This window comes from Burkholderia sp. 22PA0106 (genome assembly GCF_047497155.1).
GTDB lineage: Bacteria > Pseudomonadota > Gammaproteobacteria > Burkholderiales > Burkholderiaceae > Burkholderia.
The window spans coordinates 3,081,587-3,104,148 of sequence record NZ_CP163163.1; the positions used below are offsets into that span (position 1 = coordinate 3,081,587).

General features: G+C 66.4%; 18 protein-coding genes. 7 read left to right on the forward strand and 11 right to left on the reverse strand.

Going from position 1 to position 22,562, the window contains the following annotated elements; translation table 11 throughout:
• Positions 1-25: 25 nt before the first annotated feature.
• From AB4850_RS28670 to ppa, 7 genes are all read right to left on the reverse strand, one after another.
• Positions 26-508, reverse strand: a complete 483-nt coding sequence (locus AB4850_RS28670) for a hypothetical protein (RefSeq protein WP_414442797.1) — start codon at positions 506-508, stop codon at positions 26-28.
• An 8-nt stretch (positions 509-516) separates the two neighbouring features.
• A complete protein-coding gene (locus AB4850_RS28675) occupies positions 517-1,155 on the reverse strand; it encodes a hypothetical protein (protein ID WP_414442798.1) in 639 nt (212 codons plus the stop codon).
• Between the two features lie 468 nt (positions 1,156-1,623).
• Complete coding sequence (locus AB4850_RS28680; RefSeq protein WP_414442799.1) at positions 1,624-2,106, reverse strand: hypothetical protein; 483 nt, start codon at positions 2,104-2,106, stop codon at positions 1,624-1,626.
• Complete coding sequence (locus AB4850_RS28685; protein ID WP_414445640.1) at positions 2,097-2,729, reverse strand: pilus assembly protein; 633 nt, start codon at positions 2,727-2,729, stop codon at positions 2,097-2,099. The genes AB4850_RS28680 and AB4850_RS28685 overlap by 10 nt, the downstream gene beginning before the upstream one ends.
• 84 nt (positions 2,730-2,813) lie before the next feature.
• Positions 2,814-5,072: a TcfC E-set like domain-containing protein gene (locus AB4850_RS28690; protein WP_414442800.1), complete on the reverse strand. Its 2,259-nt coding sequence runs from the start codon at positions 5,070-5,072 to the stop codon at positions 2,814-2,816.
• Between the two features lie 77 nt (positions 5,073-5,149).
• The gene (locus AB4850_RS28695) at positions 5,150-5,683 is read right to left on the reverse strand and encodes a fimbrial assembly protein (RefSeq protein ID WP_414442801.1); all 534 of its coding nucleotides are present in this window, start codon (positions 5,681-5,683) and stop codon (positions 5,150-5,152) included.
• Positions 5,684-6,125: 442 nt separating this feature from the next.
• A complete protein-coding gene (ppa, locus tag AB4850_RS28700; protein ID WP_414442802.1) occupies positions 6,126-6,653 on the reverse strand; it encodes an inorganic diphosphatase in 528 nt (175 codons plus the stop codon).
• Positions 6,654-6,880: 227 nt separating this feature from the next.
• On the opposite strand from ppa, the gene AB4850_RS28705 reads away from it, so the two are divergent.
• The 3 genes from AB4850_RS28705 to AB4850_RS28715 all read left to right on the forward strand — a co-directional run bounded on the left by AB4850_RS28705 (position 6,881) and on the right by AB4850_RS28715 (position 10,626).
• A complete protein-coding gene (locus AB4850_RS28705) occupies positions 6,881-8,320 on the forward strand; it encodes an aldehyde dehydrogenase family protein (protein ID WP_414442803.1) in 1,440 nt (479 codons plus the stop codon).
• Positions 8,321-8,431: 111 nt separating this feature from the next.
• Complete coding sequence (locus tag AB4850_RS28710; protein ID WP_414442804.1) at positions 8,432-9,190, forward strand: SDR family oxidoreductase; 759 nt, start codon at positions 8,432-8,434, stop codon at positions 9,188-9,190.
• A 131-nt stretch (positions 9,191-9,321) separates the two neighbouring features.
• Entirely contained in the window at positions 9,322-10,626 is a 1,305-nt protein-coding gene (locus tag AB4850_RS28715) for an MFS transporter (RefSeq protein WP_414442805.1), read from the forward strand.
• Positions 10,627-10,739: 113 nt separating this feature from the next.
• Here the strand turns inward: AB4850_RS28715 and AB4850_RS28720 are convergent, their stop codons facing one another.
• The 3 genes from AB4850_RS28720 to hemC are packed head-to-tail and all read right to left on the reverse strand — an operon-like array spanning position 10,740 to position 15,047.
• Positions 10,740-11,930 carry a heme biosynthesis protein HemY gene (locus tag AB4850_RS28720; RefSeq protein ID WP_414442806.1) on the reverse strand — a complete coding sequence of 397 codons (1,191 nt, stop codon included), beginning with the start codon at positions 11,928-11,930 and terminating at the stop codon, positions 10,740-10,742.
• A 1-nt stretch (position 11,931) separates the two neighbouring features.
• Positions 11,932-14,079 (reverse strand): fused uroporphyrinogen-III synthase HemD/membrane protein HemX, encoded by a 2,148-nt coding sequence (gene hemDX / locus AB4850_RS28725; RefSeq protein ID WP_414442807.1) that lies wholly within the window; start codon positions 14,077-14,079, stop codon positions 11,932-11,934.
• Positions 14,079-15,047 (reverse strand): hydroxymethylbilane synthase, encoded by a 969-nt coding sequence (hemC, locus tag AB4850_RS28730; protein ID WP_414442808.1) that lies wholly within the window; start codon positions 15,045-15,047, stop codon positions 14,079-14,081. Before hemC ends, hemDX begins: the two co-directional genes overlap by 1 nt.
• Before the next feature lie 203 nt (positions 15,048-15,250).
• Between hemC and ppc the strand changes: the two genes are divergently transcribed.
• The 4 genes from ppc (at position 15,251) to AB4850_RS28750 (ending at position 21,781) form a co-directional block, all read left to right on the forward strand.
• On the forward strand, positions 15,251-18,415 hold the full coding sequence (gene ppc, locus AB4850_RS28735; RefSeq protein ID WP_414442809.1) for a phosphoenolpyruvate carboxylase: 3,165 nt from the start codon (positions 15,251-15,253) through the stop codon (positions 18,413-18,415).
• Positions 18,416-18,737: 322 nt separating this feature from the next.
• The gene (locus tag AB4850_RS28740; RefSeq protein WP_414442810.1) at positions 18,738-19,601 is read left to right on the forward strand and encodes a helix-turn-helix transcriptional regulator; all 864 of its coding nucleotides are present in this window, start codon (positions 18,738-18,740) and stop codon (positions 19,599-19,601) included.
• 109 nt (positions 19,602-19,710) lie between these two features.
• Positions 19,711-21,117: an argininosuccinate lyase gene (argH, locus tag AB4850_RS28745; RefSeq protein WP_414442811.1), complete on the forward strand. Its 1,407-nt coding sequence runs from the start codon at positions 19,711-19,713 to the stop codon at positions 21,115-21,117.
• A gap of 250 nt (positions 21,118-21,367) precedes the next feature.
• Positions 21,368-21,781, forward strand: coding sequence for a DUF4902 domain-containing protein (locus AB4850_RS28750; protein WP_414442812.1), 414 nt, complete (start codon positions 21,368-21,370; stop codon positions 21,779-21,781).
• Between the two features lie 30 nt (positions 21,782-21,811).
• Here AB4850_RS28750 and AB4850_RS28755 read toward each other — a convergent pair whose 3' ends face one another.
• Positions 21,812-22,561 (reverse strand): lysozyme inhibitor LprI family protein, encoded by a 750-nt coding sequence (locus AB4850_RS28755; protein WP_414445641.1) that lies wholly within the window; start codon positions 22,559-22,561, stop codon positions 21,812-21,814.
• Position 22,562 lies beyond the last annotated feature (1 nt).

Sequence of the window (22,562 nt, forward strand, 5' to 3'; positions counted from 1 at the left end):
ATGAAACTAACTTCGCCCCACCGGCTTATCGTTCTTCGCCACGCAATTGATAAATCACCACGCCATACCCGGCACTGACGAACAGCGGCGCGGCCGTACCTCCCGCCCCGCCCCCATCGACCACGATGCGCTCGAGCGTCAGCGGCTTCGGTGCCCCGCCTTCGATGCCGAGCGTGACCCTCGGGGTTCGGAACACCAGCTCGGGATTCGATTGATGCGTAATGCTCAGGGGCGCATCGAGGCGAACCTGGAACGTGCCGCTACTCGATACGATCTTCAACCGGGCCTGCGCCTCGAACGCCGTGTCCCAGCCGCCGAGCTGCTGCATCTCGAGCCCTTGATCGAACCAGCCGCCCGTATCGTTCGTCACGAACAGGTTGTTCGGCCGCGTGACATGCGCGGTCACCTTGCTGCTGGTTTTTCCGCTCAGGACGACCTTCTGTGCGGACGCAACGGCGGGCAGCATGGCCGCGGCGAGCAAGACGGCGTACCAGATGGGCTTGTTCATGGATGTTCCTAGGGCTGGGTGATGACCGTGAAGGTCAGCACGTCGCTGTAGTCGCCCTCCTTCACCGTGTTATCGACCGTTGTCCTGAACGTCGGCACGAAGCAGGTCTTGCCGGAATCGCTCATCGTCAGCGCGACGTTTTTCTCATTCGGCAAGGCGAAGGCACTGCTACCCGACAAAGCGACGTCGTAAGGAATGGTCTGCGACGTGTCGTTCATGTTCTTGAGCCGGTATCGATTGCCGACGACCCCATTGGCATTGCTCGCATTGATGATGAAGCGCTTGCCCTTGACCGACGGGCCGGAATACGTGAAGCAAAGCTGGTTGGCCACTTCAGGAAAGATTTTTTCCGAATCGCCGCGCGGCAATTCGCCGAGGTTCCAATCCGGCGCCGTCATGTCGATCTTGATGTCCAGCGGGGGAGGAACTTCCGGGTTGGTTACCAATTCGCAAACACCGTTACTCTCGCCGTATTTGATGTAGGCAACACCGGACTTTTCACCAGCGTCGTCACCATTCGTATAGTTCCCGGCCCTGAGGGCGATAGCCGGCCAATCCGAAAAATCGGAATTTTTCACTAGCACCCTGTAATGCGCAACAAAACTTGCCGCATTGGTCCAAGTAGCACTGGTCTTTGAAAGATACATTACATATCCTTCTCCGTAATAGCTCTGACTGGTGGACACCCCATTCAGGGAGAGGGCTTGAGCGAGAGCACCGGGGCTCGGTATCAAAGAACCACTTTTGTCGTACGCATACACCAAAATACCTCGCGACCGAAATCCCGTGCCGACAGGTATTGTTGCGGCAGTTACTTGCTTGTAGCTGATATCAACGACAATCGTGCTAGTTCCGTTACCATTATCGACCCAACCGCACCCACTATAACCATATGCCAGATCGAACAACCCCAGTGTGAAAGCGCAAGCCTTCCCACCACCCGACAAAATCAATACGAGTATTACATATCTGATCAGCCGCCCATGCCATCCTCTTTTATTAAGCAAACAAATCATCATGAAATTCCAGACGAAATTACTGCCACTAATTATAAAAATCATGGCCGCAGATCATCGGCATTCATCTGGGCATGAAACTAACTTCACCCCACCGGCTTATCGTTCTTCGCCACGCAATTGATAAATCACCACGCCATACCCGACACTGACGAACAGCGGCGCGGCCGTATCACCATTCCGGCCCCCATCGACCACGATGCGCTCGCGAGGCCGGAACGTGACACGCCACACTTGCGTGCGCTGCGGCACGGCGAGCGCTTTCAGTGCGATTGGGTATCGCTGCCCAGGCGACAGCGCCAGCCGCCTCGGCAGCACCAGCAAGGTGGGCCGCGGCACCTCCTCCACCGGCTCGAGCCGCTCGGGAACCTGCCCCGGGTTGGCGACCCGTTGCTGCGTCACATCGAGATACAGCGGCGAATCGCCGATGTTTTCAACCCATAACTGGCTGGCCGCGCCGTCCGGCTTCAGCCTGAGTTCGGTGCGGGACAACTTCAGCACGCCCGCCGCGGAACACGCAAAGCACCACGACACCGCCAGCGTGCCCACCAGCCAGTGCGCCGTGCCCTTCGTCACGGACATGTCAGCGTGACCGGCTCGTCGTCGTCCTTCAACGTCATCCGGTGCGTGGCGAAGTGCTGCGGCGTGCCCGGAAACACGGCGAGGGTTTGCGAGGGTTTCGTTGCATCCTCAACCACGTCGGTCAGGATTTTCCGGATGTTTCCCGTGTTCTCCAGCGTCAGCCCGCCGTCCTCGCAGCGATGTGTCCAGCCGGAACGCTGCTTGCCCGGCGCCGGCATGTGCCGCACCAGCACGCCGTACCCGATCGCGACCGACATCGGCGCGGTGATCGTGTCCTGCGGCGCGCTCTCGACCCGCAATGCCCTGACGGGCACGATGTAGAGCCGGTAGAGTTCCTCCTGCGCCGGCTCCGCCAGGGACTTCAGCACCACCGAGCGCGTCTGGTTCGGCCCGAGCGTCAGCTTGTCCGGGCTGGCGAGCATCCCGGGGTGATCGACGTCGCCAAGCGCAACCCGCGTTTCCGGCGTGACGCCGGGGTTGGTGACTTTCTGCACCGAGATATTGAGGTACAGCGGCGAATCGCCGACGTTCTTGACGGTCACATGCCGTTCGTGGGCATTGAATACCTTCGTGGTGGCAGGCATCACCATCAGTTCGCCCTCCGCGCGAGCACCCTGGCTCATGCACAGTGACAGCGCCGCGCAGCATGCCGCGGATGCGATTCGTCGGATTGTTTTCATCGACTTGCCTTTCAAAATTGGGACGCGTCATTCGCAGCGGTAATAGCTGCCTTGCGCGCCGTTCAGGTTGCAGTGGTAGCGCTTCCCGTCGCGATTGACCGTGAGCCGCGACATCAGCTTCTTGCTGACGAGCGAGAACAGGCCGTTCTTATGGACGGTGTCGCCGCTTTCCTCGATCGTTCCACTCAGCGGCTTGCCTTCGGCATCGGTCAGGAAGCCGCTGTAGATCATGCTGATATCGACACGCGCCGATGCCGAATAGAGCTGCCCGGGATGCGCGCGCACCACGTTCGCAGGCACCTCGATATTCATGTCGAGATCCTGGCTGTTGCTGAACACCCGCGCGAACGGGACGTCCTGGTAAGCGGGCAGCGGCACCGCGTAGGTACCGTTGCCGGCCACCGGGTTGCCTTCGACATTGAAGCCGTATTTCGTGCCTTCGATATCGGGTGTTTTCAGCAACATCGCGCTGCCGCTGCCGCTGTACCGGCCGAGTGCAGCGCCATGCCGGTTCGCGGCCGACATGCCCCGGTAATTGAAATCGACATTGGTGGTGCCCGCCGCGTGGCCGATGTTCAGCGACGCGTCGCCCCGCGTGCCCGACCGGCTGCCATAGACGTTGGCGCCGAAATCGTTGCCCACGCGATTGGCGTTCATCCCGATCGTGGAGGTGCCGAACCCGTCCTGGAAATCCTTGCGTACGTCGGCGTTCAACTGGGTCTGCCCGCCGGAATGCGCGGCCCCGAAGCTCGCCTGCACCTTTTCCAGCGTCATCGTCATGTTCAGATAAACACCGTAGCCTTTTCGATCACGCTGGAAGCCGCCCTTCTGCACGCCCAGCGCAAAGGTGGCCCACAGGCCGTTCGGGCGATAGTTCCAGCGCACCTCGGCCTGGTGAGAACGGCCGAAGTTCGATTGCTGATAGGTGTAGCCGAAGCTGGCCTTGCGGAGGTTCCGGCTGTACGAGGCCGCCATGCTCGGTTGCCCGCGATAGAAACGCGAGACATCGGTGTTCTGATAGCGGCTGAACGACAGCGTGCCGAGCGTTTCGTGCGACACGCCGATATTCGCGTAGGCGCCCGCGCCGCGTTCGCCGGCCAGGATGCCCAACGTGGGCGTCACCTCGGCACCGGCAATTTGCGTCGGACGCGTCACGTTCACTTCGGCGGCCCACTTGCCGCCCTGTCCGCCCAATACGGTCGTGTTCAGATAGAACTGCTTAAGGTTGCGGCTCATCGCCGCCTCGAGCAGATATCCTCCGAATTGCTGCTCCTTGCCGGCCGTCACGTGCCAGGCATTGCCGCCCGACTGGCCGAAGCTCAGATTGTTGATCTCGCGCGTCTCGCGGCTCACGATGTTGCCGTTGCGGTCGACCAGCCGCACTTCCATCGTGTAATAGCCGCCCGGGAGATCGGCGAAACTGATTTCGTTGCGTCCGATCACGGCCGGCCGCTTGGTCAGGAGACGGCCGCCCCGATAGAACTCGTAATTGCCGTCCGCCGTGGCGTAGAGGATCATCGATCCCGTATTGCTGCTGACTTTCAGATGCGACTGGCTTCCCACCGTCACGAACTGGTCGAAACTCGGCGACAGCAGCGTGCCCACCGATCCCGACGCGTAATCGATGCTGTTCTGCCGGCCCGCCCGGACATAGGTGTTCGCGAAGTTTTTCTGCAAGTAGTACGACGACACGCCGCGCGTGCCGCCGCGATAATCGCGAGACCACGTATTGTTCACATACCAGCTCGCATAGCCGAAGCTCTGCGACGGCAAACCCACCCAGGTATTGCCGTTGATGTTCGCCGCGCGATAACCGTCGGAGGCCGCGCGCAAATCCACCGCATGGTTGTTGACGATGCCGAGGTGCGTGGGCGGGGCGATGTAATCGTTGCGTGAATCGCGGATGACGATCGACCGCCTGAGCTTGTCGACGCTCACGAAATAACCGTCGACCTGCGTGTCGCAGCCGTCGCGGCAACGCTTGTAATCCAGTTGCGAAACGATCCGTTTCAGCGTCTCCACGTCATTCGCCGAAATCCCGTTTGCCCGATATTTTTCTTCGTCGAATTCAAGCGCGTTCGTCACGGACGAATAGGAGACGAAACCCGGCAGGGTGCGACCATCGAATGTCGCCACATAATGCGCGCGATCGTCGAGTTCGGCCTCGCTAAATCCTTCCGGAACGCCATAGGAAACCTTCAGGTTCCCGAATGCGCTCGACGAAATGAAAATGAAGGCCCCGACCCAAATCGTATTGAGCCGAAACGGAACGGAATTGGAAAGCACTTGGATTTATCGGACGGTCACGGTCTGGAGAATGACGGGAACCTCGCGAGCGCGAGATTCCCGTGCTAATGGACGATTTACTCGGACGGCGAAGCCGCTGCCACCGGCTCGAACACCATCACGAGATCGCCGCTGTAACTGCCGTTCGTGCTCGTGTTGCCAATTTGCGTCGGTGCGTCGACGTTGATCGCCAGGTTGTGGATTTCGTCGAAACCGCCATTGCCCGCCGTCGTCTGCGTGATTTTCTGCTGTGCACCGAACTTCACTTCGCTGTCACCGGCATTGCTCGACAGCATGACCGAGGGATTCGCCATTTCATAGCGCCCGCTCGCCAGCTTCAGCGGTTGCGCGAGCGAGATGTTGAAATCCTTGTTCTTCGACCAAACGCGCACGGGCAGCGTCTTGGTGAACTTGGCCTGCGTGTAGTCGGTCGCCTCCAGCTCTTCGGTGCTGTACCACGTCGAACCATCCGGCTTCGAAACGAAAATGCCATCGTTGATCTGTGCAGTCAGCGTGATTTTTTTCTGGATCGTATCGGCCTGAGCCACATTTACCGCGCCCAAAAACAACATTGCCACACCAACCGCCACGCCCATCTTTTCAATCTTCATGATTCATCCCTTAGATAATTAAATTACTGCAAATAAAATATTTTGCACAACACCGCATATCGAATTGATGTTTTGCAAATTTGCAGCAGACCGAATCATCGATGAAACAGGGTAGTTACATCAATCAGATAATTCTGATTATTTAAAAAATATCCCTTATTAACAACATAAGGGATAAATATCTCAATTACAACTCGGCGCGGTCGAATGCGGTCTGATATTCGACCCAGCCGCCGGATGGCATCGATCGTCTGCGCTGATTCGCTTGGCCCAAGCATCGAGCGTGAACGAGCCGTTTAGGAAAGCGTCGCGCTTTTTCTGGGAACCGGCTCGAAACGCCGCGCCGCCCGCGCGCCCATGAAAAAACCGCGCGGCCCCGATACGAGGCACGCGCGGTTTCGCACGGCAGGCCGGCACGCTCGCGCGCGCCGGCGGGACAGGCTTACTTGGCCGCGTTCGCGACGCCTTCCGTGATTTCCTTGTGGGCGGCGTCGATGTCGGCCCAGCCTTCGACCTTGACCCACTTGCCCTTTTCGAGCGCCTTGTATTGCTCGAAGAAGTGCTTGATCTGGTCCTTCAGGTAGGCCGGCACGTCGTCGAGCGACTTGAGGCTGGCCGTCATCGGGCAGACCTTGTCGTGCGGCACGGCGATCAGCTTCGCGTCGACGCCCGATTCGTCGGTCATCTGCAACATGCCCAGCGCGCGCGAACGCACCACCGAGCCGGCCAGCAGCGGGAACGGCGTGATCACCAGCACGTCGACCGGGTCGCCATCGCCCGACAGCGTCTGCGGAATGAAGCCGTAGTTGACCGGGTAGCGCATGCCGGTGCCGACGAAACGGTCGACCACGAGCAGGCCGAGATCCTTGTCGGCTTCGTACTTGACCGGATCGCTTTGCGCCGGGATTTCGATGATCACGTTGAAGTCGTGCGGCAGATCCTTGCCGGCGGGAACATTGCTGAAGCTCATGAGCGCTCTCTGCTTGACGATGGGAAATCGGGACGGGGCGCGGCAACCGACCGGGCGGGCGCGCCTTCGCGAGGAGCCGCCATTATAGCCAATCACCCGATGGCGCTCCGGTGAAGTTCGGCGCACACTTGCCCGTCGCGCGATCCAATCGGCGCGCGCCGCCATCGCCGTGGGCAGCATCCGCAACACCTGAATCACGCATCGATACCAACGAGCCGGGAGCAGGCATGGAAGAGGCAAGGCACTTCATCGCGGGCGAATGGGTCGCGCCCGCGAACGGCGAGACGCTCGCCGTCATCGATCCGTCCGACGGCGCGCCGTTCGCGCGCCTGGCACGCGGCACCGCTGCCGACATCGACGCCGCGGTGCAGGCCGCCCGCGCCGCCTGCGAAGGCGCCTGGGGCGCCACCAGCGCAGCCGAACGCGGCCGGCTGCTGTACCGGCTCTCGCAACGCGTGGCCGACCACCAGGAAGCGCTCGCGCAGCTCGAATGCCGCGATACCGGCAAGCCGCTCAAGCAGGCCCGCGCCGACGCCGCCGCGCTCGCGCGCTATTTCGAGTTCTATGCCGGCGCGGCCGACAAGCTCCACGGCGAAACGCTGCCCTATCAGGCCGGCTACACCGTGCTGACCGTGCGCGAGCCGCACGGCGTGACCGGCCACATCGTGCCGTGGAACTACCCGATGCAGATCTTCGGCCGCAGCGTGGGCGCGGCGCTCGCCACCGGCAACGCCTGCGTCGTCAAGCCGGCCGAGGATGCCTGCCTGTCGCTGCTCTACGTGGCGCGGCTGGCGGCGGAGGCCGGGCTGCCGGCCGGCGCGCTGAACATCGTCACCGGCTACGGCCACGAGGCCGGCGCCGCGCTGTCGGCCCATCCGGGCATCGATCACATCTCGTTTACCGGCTCGCCCGACACCGGCCGGCTCGTCGCGCTGGCCGCCGCCGAGCGGCATGTGCCGGTCACGCTCGAACTGGGCGGCAAGTCGCCGCAAATCGTGTTCGCGGATGCCGATCTCGACGCTGCGCTGCCGGTGCTGGTGTCCGCGATCATCCAGAATGGCGGGCAGACGTGCTCGGCCGGCAGCCGCGTGCTGATCGAGCGCGGCATCTACGAGCCGCTGCTCGACCGGCTCGCCGGCGCGTTCGCCGCGCTGCGCGTCGGCCCCGGCCGCGCCGATCTCGATTGCGGGCCGCTGATCAACGCCAAGCAGCAGCAGCGCGTCTGGGATTTCCTGTCCGACGCGCAGCACGACGGCATCGCGATGGCCGCGCAGGGCGAGGTGGTGCCGGACGCGCCCGAAAGCGGCTTCTATCAGGCGCCCACGCTGCTGCGCGACGTCCCGCCCGACCACCGCCTCGCGCAGGAAGAAGTGTTCGGCCCGGTGCTGGCCGCGATGCGCTTCCACGACGAGGACGAGGCGCTCGCGCTCGCCAACGGCACCGCCTACGGGCTGGTGGCGGGCGTCTGGACTCGCGACGGCGCGCGCCAGATGCGGCTCGCGCGGCGCGTGCGGGCCGGCCAGGTGTTCGTCAACAACTACGGCGCGGGCGGCGGTGTCGAACTGCCGTTCGGCGGCAGCGGCCGCTCGGGGCATGGCCGCGAGAAGGGCTTCGAGGCGCTGTACGGCTTCACGGTGCTCAAGACCATCGCATTCAGGCACGGCTAGCCAAGCCGGCGCCTACCACGCAAAAAGCACGCAGCAACACGCAGCAACCACGCGACGCGCGGGCCGGATTCGCGCGCCAGGCGCAGGATCATCCATCATCGGAGACACTTCATGCGGCTTGCAGGCAAGACAGCCATCGTCACGGGCGGCGGCTCGGGGTTCGGCGAAGGCATTGCGAAAACCTACGCGCGCGAGGGCGCGAACGTGGTCGTCAACGATCTGAACGGCGCGGCCGCCGAGCGCGTGGCCAGCGAGATCGCGGTGGCCGGCGGCAAGGCGATCGCGATCGCCGGCGACGTGTCGAAGGGCGAGGACTGGCAGGCGCTGCTGGCCGCCGCGCTGGCGGATTTCCAGCGCGTCCACGTGATCGTCAACAACGCCGGCACCACTCACCGCAACAAGCCGGTGCTGGAAGTGACCGAAGCCGAGTACGACCGCGTCTACGCCGTCAACATGAAAAGCCTGTTCTGGAGCGTGCAAACACTGGTGCCGTATTTCCGCCAGGCCGGCGGCGGCGTGTTCGTCAACATCGCCTCGACGGCCGGCATCCGGCCGCGCCCCGGGCTCGTCTGGTACAACAGCACGAAGGGCGCGATGATCACCGCCAGCAAGACGCTGGCCGCCGAACTCGGCGCCGACCGCATCCGCGTGAACTGCATCAATCCGGTGCTCGGCGAAACCGGGCTGATGACCGAATTCATGGGCGTGGCCGATACCCCCGAGAACCGCCAGCGCTTTCTCGCGACGATCCCGCTCGGCCGGCTCTCGACGCCGCAGGACATCGCCAATGCGGCGCTCTACCTGGCCTCGGACGAGGCGGAATTCATCACCGGCGTGTGCCTGGAGGTGGACGGCGGCCGCTGCATCTGAAGCGTCGCAAAACTACACAAACAGACAGACAGTCATCTGGCAGGATGCGAGCCGCCGTCCGATACATGATCGGCAGCGGCTCAGAGACACAGCGCGCGACAGCGTGCACAATAAAAAGGAGAACGAAGCAAATGACCATTGCCGCACGCACTGCCTCCGGCCAGCCGTCCGCTTTCGAGGCGGCCACCTATCGCAAGGTCACCCTGCGGCTCGCGCCGCTGTTGATGCTCTGCTACGTGGTCGCCTATCTCGACCGCGTCAACGTCGGCTTCGCCAAGCTGCAGATGGCGACCGCACTGAACCTCTCGGACACCGTCTACGGCCTCGGCGCCGGGATCTTCTTCTTCGGCTATTTCCTGTTCGAGGTGCCGAGCAACATCATCCTGCACCGCCTCGGCGCGCGGGTCTGGATCGCGCGGATCATGATCACCTGGGGCGTGATTTCCGCGGCGATGATGTTCGTCACCACGCCCGCCATGTTCTACGTGATGCGCTTTTTGCTCGGCATTGCCGAAGCGGGCTTCTTCCCCGGCGTGATCCTCTACCTGACGTATTGGTATCCGGCCAACCGGCGCGGGCGCATGACCACCTTCTTCATGACGGCGATCGCGCTGTCGGGCGTGATCGGCGGCCCGGTGTCGGGCTACATCCTGAAGAGCTTCCACGGCCTGAACGGCTGGGCCGGCTGGCAGTGGCTGTTCCTGATCGAAGGCATTCCGTCGATCATCGTCGGCGTGCTGGTGCTGATCTGGCTGGAAGACCGGATCGCCGGCGCGCGCTGGCTGACCGACGAGGAGAAGGCGCTGCTGTCGCGCAACGTGCAGGCCGAGGAGGCGCTCAAGGACGACGCCCCGATCGGCCGCGTGCTGGCCAGCCCGCGCGTCTGGCTGATGGCGCTGATCTACTTCTCGTTCGTGATGGGGCTGTACGGCGTGGGCTTCTGGCTGCCGACCATCATCAAGTCCACCGGCGTGACCGATTCGTTCACGATCGGGCTGCTGTCGTCGATCCCGTACGCGGCGGCCGTGGTCGGCATGATCCTGATCTCGCGCAGCGCCGATCGCCGCCGCGAGCGCCGCTGGCACGTGGCGATTCCGGCCGCGCTCGGAGCGATCGGGCTGCTGCTGTCGGTAGCCTGGGCCGACCAGACGGCGCTCGCGATGGTGGGCCTGACGCTCGCGACGATCGGCATCCTGACCACGCTGCCGCTGTTCTGGAGCCTGCCGACCGCCTTCCTCGGCGGCACCGCGGCCGCGGCCGGCATCGCGCTGGTCAATTCGATCGGCAACCTGGCCGGCTTCCTGAGCCCGTACATGATCGGCTGGCTCAAACAGGCCACGGGCAGCAACAACGCGGGGATGTTCATGCTGGCGGGGTTCTGCGTGCTCGGCGGCCTGCTGGCGCTGTCGGTGCCGAAGGCGCTGGTCAATCGCTGAACTGAACTGAACGCGCGAGGGCACGGCCGCCTTTCGGGTCGCCCCTCCATGCGAAACGGCAGCCCGAGGGCTGCCGTTTCGCATGGATGCCGCGCTTAACGTAGCGCGGTGTGTCAACCGACCTGCATCGCCAGCGCGCTTTCGCGATAGTGGCGCGCGGCTTTTTCCTGGTCGCCGAGATTCTCGAACAGGCGCGCCAGCGCACGGTGCGCACGCACCTTCAGCGCGTCGTTGTCGGACAGCTTGAGCGCCGCTTCGAGGAACGACTGCGACTTGCCCCACAGCTGTTGCTTCTCGCAGAGCCGGCCCAATGCGACCAGCAGGTCGGCGTCGTCGGGGTGATCGCGCTTCCAGCCCTCGGCCTTCTGGATCAGCGGCAGCGCATCGACGCCAGCCGTATCGGGATAGCGGCGCAGCAGGCGCGCATCCCAGTGATGGGCCAGCGCATCCTCGACGATGCGGCGCGCTTCGGGCAGGCGCTCCAGCGCCACCAGCAGCTCGGCGGCCAGATCGGCCAGGCGCGGCGACTGCCGCTCCACGGCCGACAGCGATTGCCAGACTTCGAGCAGCGCGTCGGCATCGTGGCGACGGTCGCGCAGCAGATGCTCGGCGGCCTGCTGGCGCATCCGCACCGCGGCGGCCGGGTGCAGCGCATCGCGCTTTTCGAGCACCTTGGCGAGCTTCAGCACCTCGGCCCAGTTCTTCAGTTGCTGTTGGGCGCGCAGCGCGACCTGCTGCGCATGAATGCGCTTGCCGCCCGAGGCCTGCATTTCGGCCAGCGCGGCCAGCGCGCCCTCGGCATCGCGCGCTTCGGCGCGCATGTCGGCAGTGGCCAGCAGCCGCGCCTCCTGCCATTCGTTCGCATCGACCTTCGCGAGCCATTCGTCGCGGCGCGCGTATTCGTGCATCCGGTGCGCGGCCACCGCGCCCACCAGGCCGGCGGCGCTCTGGTTGGCATCGACGGCCAGCGCGTCGCGCGCGGCCTTCTCGGCGCGCGAGAAGCGGCCGGCATACAGGTTGGAGATCGCGTCGCGCAGCGAGCCCTGCGCCTTCTCGTTGCGCATGCGTGCACGGTAGGCCGCCACGCGATGCGGCATGCGCCAGATGTTGCGCACGATGCGCAGCACGGCGTAGATCACGATGAACAGCACGACGATCGCGACGATGAACAGGTTCAGCGATACGTCCACGCGATACGGCGGATAGACGATCAGCACCTGCCCGCCGTCGAAGCGGCCGACCGTGGCCAGCGCCACGGCGATCGCGAACAGCACGGCCAACCAGAGGATTCCTCGCAACGTCATGTCACCCCCGGCTCTTGAACTGTTGGATCGCGGACAGGCTGGTGTTCAGGTTCGGCACCGCCACCGCCAGCGACGCGCCATCGACCTGCTTGAGCAGATCCTCGACCGTGTGCGTGTCCTTCGACGACGCATCGAAGTAGCGCGCGAGCGCCGCTTGCGCCGCGTGCAGATCCGACTTCATGGCCGGCTCGTTGCGCGCGAGCAGCGACAGGCGCGCGGTCAGCAGGCGCAGCTTGATGTTCTCGCGCAGGAAATAGCCCTGCTGGGGCGAATTGAGCATCGCGTCGGCGTTGTCGATGCGGCGCACCTGCACGAGGCTGGTGAGTTGCGCGCCGATGCCGGCCGTGATGTCGTGCCACCAGATCTTCCAGCTCGGCTGGCCGGTGGCGGCGGCTTCGCTCGCCACGTCGCCAGGATGCGCGGTGCGCGGCTGCGCGCGCGCGATCGGCGCTTCGCCCGACAGCGGCAGCGCGTCGATGCGGCCGATTGCGTCGTCGAGCTTGATCGCCATGCCGGTGAGATCGACCGACGGCGCGGCCTTGAGCTTGTCGATGTCTTGTGCGATGGCCTTGCGCACGGCGATCGCCTGCGCACCCTGCGACGTCGCCAGTTGCGAATCGGCGTTTTGCAGCGCCACCAGCGCGAGTTGGGTGTCGCCGGTCAGTTGCAGTTGCTGGCTCGCGCCCTGCAGGGTTTGCTCGACCTGATCGAGCAGCCAGGCGTCGCGGTTGCGCGACAGGTCCTGATATTGCTGTTGCAGCGCGTCCTGGTGCGCCTGCGCGTCGGCGAGCTTGCCCGCGAACTGCGCGACCTGCTCGTCAACCTGATGCGCCTGCGCCAGCGCCTGGGCCGACTGCGTGCGCACATCGGCGGTGGCGGCGTCGGCGGCCTTCTGACGAGCCAGCGTGGCCTGATCGAGCTTCTCGATCTTGCGGTTCAGCACGAAGCCGCCCGCGCCGGCGCCGCAGGCGAGCACCACCACGAGGCACCACAGCAGCACGCCGGCAGCGCCACCGCCGGAACGTCGCGCGGATTTCGCCTCGAACGGCGTGAACGGTTGATTGGGGGGCGTGACCGGTGCGGCAGGACGCGCGGCGGCGCTGCCGGTACCCGGCGAGGAAGCCTTGCTGGAATCGTTGGTATCTGTCATGCGGGAGGGCACCGATGCGGCTTGCGCCGCGTGAGCGGCCGAGTCGGCCAACGTTCGGAATGCGCGGACGATGCGTTCGTCGCCCGCGCCGGACAGCGTAATCGTATCAAAACCGAGTGCCCGAGCCGTGTCCGCGATCCGCGGGTGCGGCGTTACGACCGGGGCATGCTTGAGCGCTTCGGTTTCGGTGGAAGTGAGGTGATCGACGGCCAGTTCGTGCAGGTTGCGCACGCCTTCCGAGCTGGTGACGAGCCACGCGTGCGGCGCACCGGCCAGCAGCGTATGCACGCGCTCCCAGGCGCCGATCGACGGCTCCGGCGCGATGCGGCGGTAGGCAGCCACCCGGTCGACTTCGGCGCCGGCGTCGCGCAGCGCCGTCGACAGCCATTCGCGGCCGCCGTCGCCGCGCACGATCAGCACACGCTTGCCGGCCAGCGGGCCGGAGGCGGGCGTGGAAGCGGCCGGGGCCGGCGTTTCGTCGGATGATTGATGCGGCGATTCTTGATCCGGCGATTCGAGGGAATCCGAAGCAATCGCGGCGGCAGCCGAAGCGCCCGGTGCGCGGCCGCTCGCGGCGAACGCGCGCTCGATCTGCGCGAACAGGCTTTCGGAGTCGTAGCGCGGGGCATCGTCGGTGCCGCTCTCGTCGTCCGGCCCGGCAACGGGTGCGATCACGCGATGCGCGGGCGCCGCGATGCCGTGCCGCGCCAGCGCGGCCACGCTGCCCGGCCCGACCACGCCGATCGGCAGCGAATGCGGCCAGATCGCGTTGTAGCGGGCGAGCGCGCGATCGATCGCGTTCGGCGAGACGAACACCACCAGCGCATACGCATCGAGCCGCGCGAACGCCGCGTCGAGCGGCGCCGGATCGGCCACGGGGGCGATGTCGATCAGCGGGAAATCGAAGGCTTCGATGCCGGCGGCCGCGAGTTGCGCGGCGAGCGCCGCCGATTGCCCTTCGGGCTTCGTCAGCACCGCCGTGAACGCGCGGGCGGCCATCAGGTTTGCGCTCCGGTCAGCGCTTCGATGATTTCGAAGGCGCCTTGCTGCACGAGGTCGTCGGACACCTCGCGGCCAAGCGCGAGCGCCTGCTCCGGCGTGCCGATCGCCGCACGGCGGCGGGCGTTCAACACGCGTGCGCCGTTGACCGACGACACCCGGCCGGTCAGTTCGAGCTGATCGCCGTGCCAGACGGCGTGCGCCGCGAGCGGCACCGAGCAACTGCCGCCCAGCGCGCGCGACACCATCCGTTCGGCTTCGGCGGCCAGCGCCGTGGGCGTGTCGTGCAGCGGCGCGAGCCAGCGCGCGACATCGGCGCGGTTCGCGGCGGTCTCGATGCCGAGCGCGCCCTGGCCGGCGGCGGGCGGGCTGGTCTCCACGTCGATCAGCGAGCGGATCCGGTCGCCGAGGCCGAGCCGCTTGAGGCCGGCGGCGGCCAGGATGATCCCCGCGTATTCGCCGCGATCGAGCTTGGCGAGCCGCGTGTCGAGATTGCCGCGCAGCGCACGCACGTCGAAATCGAGGTAGCGGGCGCGCAGCATCGCCTCGCGGCGCAGGCTGGAGGTGCCGACGATTGCGCCCGTGGGCAGCTCGTCGAGCGAGGCGTAGTGATTGGAGACGAAGGCGTCGCGCGGATCTTCGCGGCTCATCACGGCTGTCAGCGCGAAGCCCTCGGGCAGCGACATCGGCACGTCCTTCAGCGAATGCACGGCCAGATCGGCGCGGCCGTCGGCCAGCGCATTCTCCAGCTCTTTGACGAACAGGCCCTTGCCGCCGACCTTCGACAAGGTGCGATCGAGAATCTGATCGCCTCGTGTCGTCATGCCGAGGATTTTCACGTCGCAAGCTGGATATAATTTGCGCAGCGCATCACGCACATGTTCAGCCTGCCACATCGCCAGGCGGCTCTCCCGCGAAGCGATCGTGAGGGTCGCCGGCGCGTCGGCCGTAAGAGTCTCGGAATTCATTGCAGCGGCATCGAAGGACGGGAACCAGGATCGGACAATGGTAGCACGCACGCCCGTCCCCCTTTTACGGGCGGCGCGGCGCGCGAGCACGGCCGCCCGCCGGCGGCCGACGTGATGCGCGGCGGTCCGCCGCCCGCAATCGTCAGTACCGCAGTCAGTGCCCGAAATCCCTGCTCACTCGTGCTTTCCCAAGGAAACCCATCGTGAAGTCCTCCGGATCGGCGCGCACCGCGCGCCGCAATACTGCCTCGTCCACCGCCGACACCGAAACTGCCGCCCCCGCCCGCGGCGCATCGGCCACCCAGAAAGCCACGAAGACGGTCGCCACGAAAGCCGCCAAGACCACGGCCACGACCGCCGCGACGAAGCCGGCCGCCACGAAGCCCCGGACCGCCCGCACCGCAGTCAAGCCGGATGCGAAGGCCGCCGACGCCGCCGTGAAACCGGCCGCCGCACAGCGCGCCACCGCCAAGACCGCAGCCCGGGCCGCCGTCGAAAAGGCGGCAGCAGCGCCGGCTCGCGCCGCAGGCAAGACCAAGGCCGCGCCGAAAACGAACGGCCGTACGCGCGACGACAAGGATCAGCCGCTGTTCGAGGACATCCGCTATCTGGGACGCCTGCTGGGCGACGTGGTGCGCGAGCAGGAAGGCGACGCCGTGTTCGACGTGGTCGAGACGATCCGCCAGCACGCCGTGAAATTCCGCCGCGAGGACGACCGCGAGGCCGCCACCACGCTCGACCGCATGCTGCGCAAGCTCACGCCCGAGCAAACGGTCAGCGTGGTGCGCGCGTTCAGCTACTTCTCGCACCTGGCCAATATCGCCGAGGATCGCCATCACAACCGCCGCCGCCGCATCCACGCGCTGGCCGGCTCGGCGCCGCAGGCCGGCACGGTGGCGTTCGCGCTGCAATCGCTGAAGGCGGCGGGCGACGCGTCCGCCGAGGTGGTCCGCCGCTTCTTCGACGAGGCGCTGATCGTGCCGGTGCTGACCGCGCACCCGACCGAAGTGCAGCGCAAGAGCATTCTCGATGCGCAGCACGACATCGCGCGCCTGCTGGCCCAGCGCGATCAGGAACTGACCGCCCGCGAGCGTTCGCACAACGAAGCGCTGCTGCGCGCCCGCGTCACGACGCTGTGGCAAACCCGCATGCTGCGCGACGCGCGCCTGACGGTCGGCGACGAAATCGACAACGCCCTCTCCTATTACCGCGCGACCTTCCTCGACGAGCTGCCGGCGCTCTACGCCGACATCGAGGAAGCGCTGGCCGAGCACGGCCTCGACGCGCGCGTGCCGGCGTTCTTCCAGATGGGCAGCTGGATCGGCGGCGACCGCGACGGCAATCCGAACGTGACGGCCGCCACGCTCGAAGAGGCGATCCATCGCCAGGGCACGGTGATCCTCGAGCACTACCTGGAACAGGTGCACAAGCTCGGCGCCGAGCTGTCGGTCTCGCATCTGCTGGTGGGCGCGAGCGACGACGTCAAGGCGCTGGCCGCCGCCTCGCCCGACCAGTCGCCGCACCGCGTCGACGAGCCGTACCGCCGCGCGCTGATCGGCATCTACACGCGCGTCGCCGCGAGCGCGCGCGTGCGCCTCGGCGAAGGCGCGGTGGCCGTGCGCAGCGCGGGCCGCGGCGCGCCGCCCGTGCGGGCCACGCCGTACCCCGATTCGGAAGCGTTCGCGCGCGACCTGCGCGTGCTGCACGAATCGCTGATCGCCCACCACGGCGCCTCGCTCGCCACGCCGCGCCTCGCGCCGCTGGTGCGGGCCGCCGAGGTGTTCGGCTTCCATCTCGCCAGCATCGACCTGCGCCAGAGCTCGGACATCCACGAAGCGGTGATCGCCGAACTGTTCGCGCGCGCCGGCGTGGAGGCCGATTACGCCGCGCTGGCCGAAGCCGACAAGCTGCGCGTGCTGCTGGCGGCCCTGGCCGACCCGCGCCCGTTGCGCATTCCTTATCTCGATTACTCGGCACTGGCGACCAGCGAACTCGGCGTGCTGGAGAAGGCGCGCGAGGTGCGCGCGATGTTCGGCGCGCGCGCCGTGCGCAACTACATCATCTCGCACACCGAAACGGTGTCGGATCTGGTCGAGGTGCTGCTGCTGCAGAAGGAAACCGGCCTGCTCGACGGCACCTTCGGCGCGAACGGCAACGCGAAGCACGGCCTGATGGTGATTCCGCTGTTCGAAACCATTGCCGACCTGCGCAACGCCGCGGACATCATGCGCGACTACTTCGCGCTGCCGGGCGCCGGGGCGATGGTGGCCCACCAGGGCGGCGAGCAGGAAGTCATGCTCGGCTACTCGGACAGCAACAAGGACGGCGGCTTCCTGACCTCGAACTGGGAGCTGTACCACGCCGAACTCGCGCTGGTCGAACTGTTCAGCGGGCACGACATCAAGCTGCGCCTGTTCCACGGCCGGGGCGGCACGGTCGGCCGCGGCGGCGGCCCGACCTATCAGGCGATCCTGTCGCAGCCGCCGGGCACGGTGAACGGCCAGATCCGCCTGACCGAGCAGGGCGAGGTGATCGCCAGCAAGTTCGCGAACCCGGAAATCGGCCGCCGCAACCTCGAAACGGTGGTGGCCGCCACGCTGGAGGCCTCGCTGCTGCCGCGCAACAACGCCCCGGCGCAGTTGCCGGCGTTCGAGGCGGCGATGCAGACGCTGTCGGACGCGGCGATGGCCGCGTATCGCGCGCTCGTCTACGAAACCCCGGGCTTCAAGGATTACTTCTTCGCCTCCACGCCAATCAGCGAAATCGCCGAGCTGAACATCGGCAGCCGCCCGGCCTCGCGCAAGCTGCAGGACCCGAAGAACCGCAAGATCGAGGACCTGCGCGCGATTCCGTGGGGCTTCTCGTGGGGCCAGTGCCGCCTGCTGCTGACGGGCTGGTACGGCTTCGGCAGCGCGTTCGCCGCCTATCTGGACGGCGCCGCGAACGAGGCCGAGCGCGCCAAGCGCCTCGCGCTGCTGCAGAAGATGAACAAGACCTGGCCGTTCTTCTCGCACCTGCTGTCGAACATGGACATGGTGCTGGCCAAGACCGACCTGGCCGTGGCCTCGCGCTACGCCGAGCTGGTGGCGGACCGCAAGCTGCGCAAGCAGGTGTTCGGGCGGATCGTGGCCGAATGGGAACGCACGGCGGCGGCGCTGGCCCAGATCACCGGGCACGAGGTGCGGCTCGCGGCCAACCCGCTGCTGGCGCGCTCGATCCAGAACCGCTTCCCGTACCTCGACCCGCTCAACCACTTGCAGGTCGAACTGCTCAAGCGCCACCGCGCCGGCGACACCAACGCGCGCGTGCGCCGCGGGATTCACCTGAGCATCAACGGGATCGCGGCCGGCCTGCGCAACACCGGCTAAGCCGATCCGGGCGTGCAGTGGTTCGCACGCCCCGGTTTCGGCCCCGGCCCGCCACGGCGCGGACATCGGCAACGGTGTCCGCGCCGTGTTCTTTTGCCGCGCCGGTTGCCGCGCCGGTTGCCGCGCCGGTTGCAGGCCCGCTTGCAGCCCCGGTTGCAGCCCGTTCGCTGCCCCGGTTCGCGGCATCGCACCCGGCGATCCGCTACAATCGCGCTCGCACGGGTACCAGTACCAGGGCCGGCACTATCCCGGTATCGACAGCACCCGTTTCCGTCGCTTTCCAAGTTTTCGAGTTTCCGATCCCCCGCCGCATCGCGATCCGATGAGCCCGTCCCGTTCCGCCCCGCCCCCGCTCGACGCCACGCCCGCCCGCGCGCTCGGCGATTTCATCCGCGCCCACCGCGAGCGCCTCACGCCCGAAGCCGTCGGCCTGCCGCCCGGCCCGCGCCGCCGCACGCCGGGCCTGCGCCGCGAGGAAGTCGCGCAACTCTGCGGCGTCAGCCCGACCTGGTACACCTGGATCGAGCAAGGCCGGCAGGTCTCGGCCTCCGCCGACGCGCTGGCGCGCATCGCCGTGGCGCTGCGCCTGTCGCGCGCCGAACGCGCCTACCTGTTCGAACTGGCCGCCCAGCGCGATCCGGCCGAGCCGGAGCTGGCCACCGCCGACGTGCCCGACACGCTGGTGGCGGCTGTCCGGCTGGTCGCCGCACCGGCCTACGTGCTCGATCGCCAATGGAACGCACTGGCCTGGAACGAGCCGGCCGCCGCGCTGTTTACGGGCTGGCTCGACCAGCCGGGCGACCTTGGCAACGGCGGAGGACCGGATCGCAACCTGCTGCGCTTCACGTTCATGTCGCCGGCCGCACGTACGCTGATCGTCGATTGGAATACGCGCGCGCGCCGGCTGGTGGCCGAATTCCGCGCCGATTCGATCCGCCACCTGAACGACGCGCCCACCCGCACGCTGATCGATTCGCTGGTGGCCGGCAGCGAAGCGTTCGCGCACTACTGGGCTTCGCAGGACGTGGTCGAGCGCGAGGGCGGCGAGCGGGCATTCGACCATCCGCGCGACGGCCGCGTCGTCTATCAGCAGACCACGCTGAAGCCCGCCCATCGTGAAGATCTGAAATTCGTCATGCTGATTCCCGGCACGCCGCAGGCCACCGTAAAACCGCCCACACCGTAGGCAACCGCACGCGCCAACCGCCCGCTGCGGGCCGGCCCGCGCACCGCCGAATGCTAGAATCCGCATCTGCTCTGCGGCTCGCGCCGCTCCACTCTCCTTACGAATCGCCATGACGTCCCAATTGCACAAAAAGGGCGAGGCCTGGTCGGCCCGCTTCTCGGAACCGATGTCGGAGCTGGTCAAGCGCTACACGTCGTCGGTGTTCTTCGACAAGCGCCTGGCCCTCGTCGACATCGCCGGCTCGCTCGCGCACGCGAAGATGCTCGCCGCGCAGAAGATCATCCACGCCGACGACTTCGCCGCGATCGAGCGCGGCATGACGCAGATCCAGGGCGAAATCGAGCGTGGCGAATTCGAATGGCAGCTCGACCTCGAAGACGTCCACCTCAACATCGAAGCGCGCCTGACCGCGCTGATCGGCGACGCCGGCAAGCGCCTGCACACGGGCCGTTCGCGCAACGACCAGGTGGCCACCGACATCCGCCTGTGGCTGCGCGGCGAAATCGACCGCATCGGCGGCCTGCTGAGCGACCTGCGCGGCGCCCTGCTCGACCTCGCCGAGCAACACGCCGCCACGATCATGCCGGGCTTCACGCACCTGCAGGTCGCGCAGCCGGTCACGTTCGGCCATCACCTGCTCGCCTACGTGGAAATGTTCACGCGCGACGCCGGCCGCATGCGCGACTGCCGCGCCCGCGTGAACCGCCTGCCGCTGGGCGCCGCCGCGCTGGCCGGCACCAGCTACCCGATCGATCGTCACGCCGTGGCCGCCACGCTCGGCTTCGACGGCATCTGCACGAACTCGCTCGACGCCGTGTCGGATCGCGATTTCGCGATCGAATTCACGGCCGCGGCCGCACTCGTCATGACGCACGTCTCGCGCTTCTCGGAAGAACTCGTGCTGTGGATGAGCCCGCGCGTCGGCTTCATCGACATCGCCGACCGCTTCTGCACCGGCTCGTCGATCATGCCGCAGAAGAAGAACCCGGACGTGCCCGAACTCGCGCGCGGCAAGACCGGCCGCGTGAACGGCCACCTGATGGCGCTGCTGACGCTGATGAAGGGCCAGCCGCTCGCGTACAACAAGGACAACCAGGAAGACAAGGAACCGCTGTTCGACACGGTCGATACCGTTGCCGACACGCTGCGGATCTTCGCCGAAATGGTGGCCGGCATCACGGTCAAGGCCGAGGCGATGCGCGCCGCCGCGCTGCAGGGCTTCTCGACCGCCACCGATCTCGCCGACTACCTCGTCAAGCGCGGCCTGCCGTTCCGCGATGCGCACGAAGCCGTCGCGCACGCCGTGAAGATCTGCGACGACCGCGGCATCGACCTGGCCGACCTGACGCTCGAACAGATGAAGCAGGATCTGCCGAACGTCGCGCCTCTGCTCGGCGACGACGTGTTTGGCTACCTGACCCTCGAAGGCTCGGTGGCAAGCCGCAATCATCCGGGGGGCACCGCGCCCGACCAGGTGCGCGCGGCCATCGCCGCGGCGCGCGCTGCGCTCGCCTGAACCGGCAGCCACGCGCACCGGTTTCGACCCCACGTTCTGCGGAACGTGGGGTTTTGTTTTTTGCGCCGGCGTTTTGCACGAGGCATAACGGCAACGCCCTCATCAATTGCGAACGCAATTGATTACGCAAAAACCCTCTCCTGCCAGAACTGACAGTTATTGCCCGCGCGCCGATGTGTTTACATGGTCGCGAATTTAGTTGGCAATCCAAATCATCCTTATCGGAAAATCGACGAACCTTATATCGAATATGCACGTCATCTCGCAGAACCGCATGCCGAACGACGGCTATGTCCGGCTTCCCCGGCATCAATTGCGGGTGCTCAGCTTCGCGCACCGCGCGACCGAACTCGACCGCAGCCTGCTCGACGAACTGAACGTCGGCAACATCATGGCGCGCTGCGCCGGCATCACGGAATGGGAATGCCGCAGCGACACCTGCCGCTACATCACGGTGGGCTGGGACTGGTTCGTCGACGAATGCGGGCGCACCGCGCTGGCCGACGACGACGTGCGCAGCAACGTGATGCTGCTCGATGAAACGGGTCGCGATCTCGGCATGCGTCAGACGGCCAACGCGTTCCGCGACGTGATCGAGCGGCTCGACTGGCAACGCGTGGTGGGGGAATTCGCCGCCGACAGCGCGGTGGGGCGCCCGGGCTGAAGCGAAAGCAGGCGCATGACGCGCCCGCCGTCACTTGTTGTTGACCGTCTCGGACAGACGCTTGAGCGTGGCCACGCGCGCGCCGATCAGATCGACGCGCTGCTGCTCGCTGATCATCGGCGTGGTGCCGTCACGGAAGCTGACCCAGGCGCGCTGCGCCCGCACCAGCACCGGCCGGCCGCGCGCCGGCATGCGCTTTTGCAGCTTCACGTAATAGCGGTTCAGGTCGAACAGCGCGTGCTCGCAAGCGGCATCGTCCGAACAGGCGCGCACGCGATGCACGGCGTCGGCGCCGCCGTTCGGCTTGCTGTAGCGATCGGCCGCGTCGCGCAGCGACAGCGCGCGATCGCGCACCGGCTGGATGCGCATGTCGGCGCTGGCCAGCGCATACATCGTGCCGGAGGTGGTGGCATACACCGCCTGCGTCAGCAGCGTCTCGTCATTGCGCCACAGCAGCCAGCGCCGCTGGCTTTCCTGCCAGCCCCGCCTGGCGCTGGCCGGCTCCACCGTGCCCAATTGCTTGAACGCGTCGTCCACGGCACTCAGCCACTGCGCGCGGGCCTCGTCCATGCACTGGATCTGGCCGACCGTCGAGGAACGGTCGCGCCGTGCCAGACACTGGCGCATCGCGACATCGATCGGATCGGCGGCCGCCACCTCGGCATGCGCCGGCACCGGCGCCGCCGCGCCGAGCCAGCCGGCCAGGGCCAGCGCCGCCGCGGCCACCGCCCGCGCACGCAGCGCGCGGCGGCCCGGACTGAAGATCGCGAAGCCGCTCATC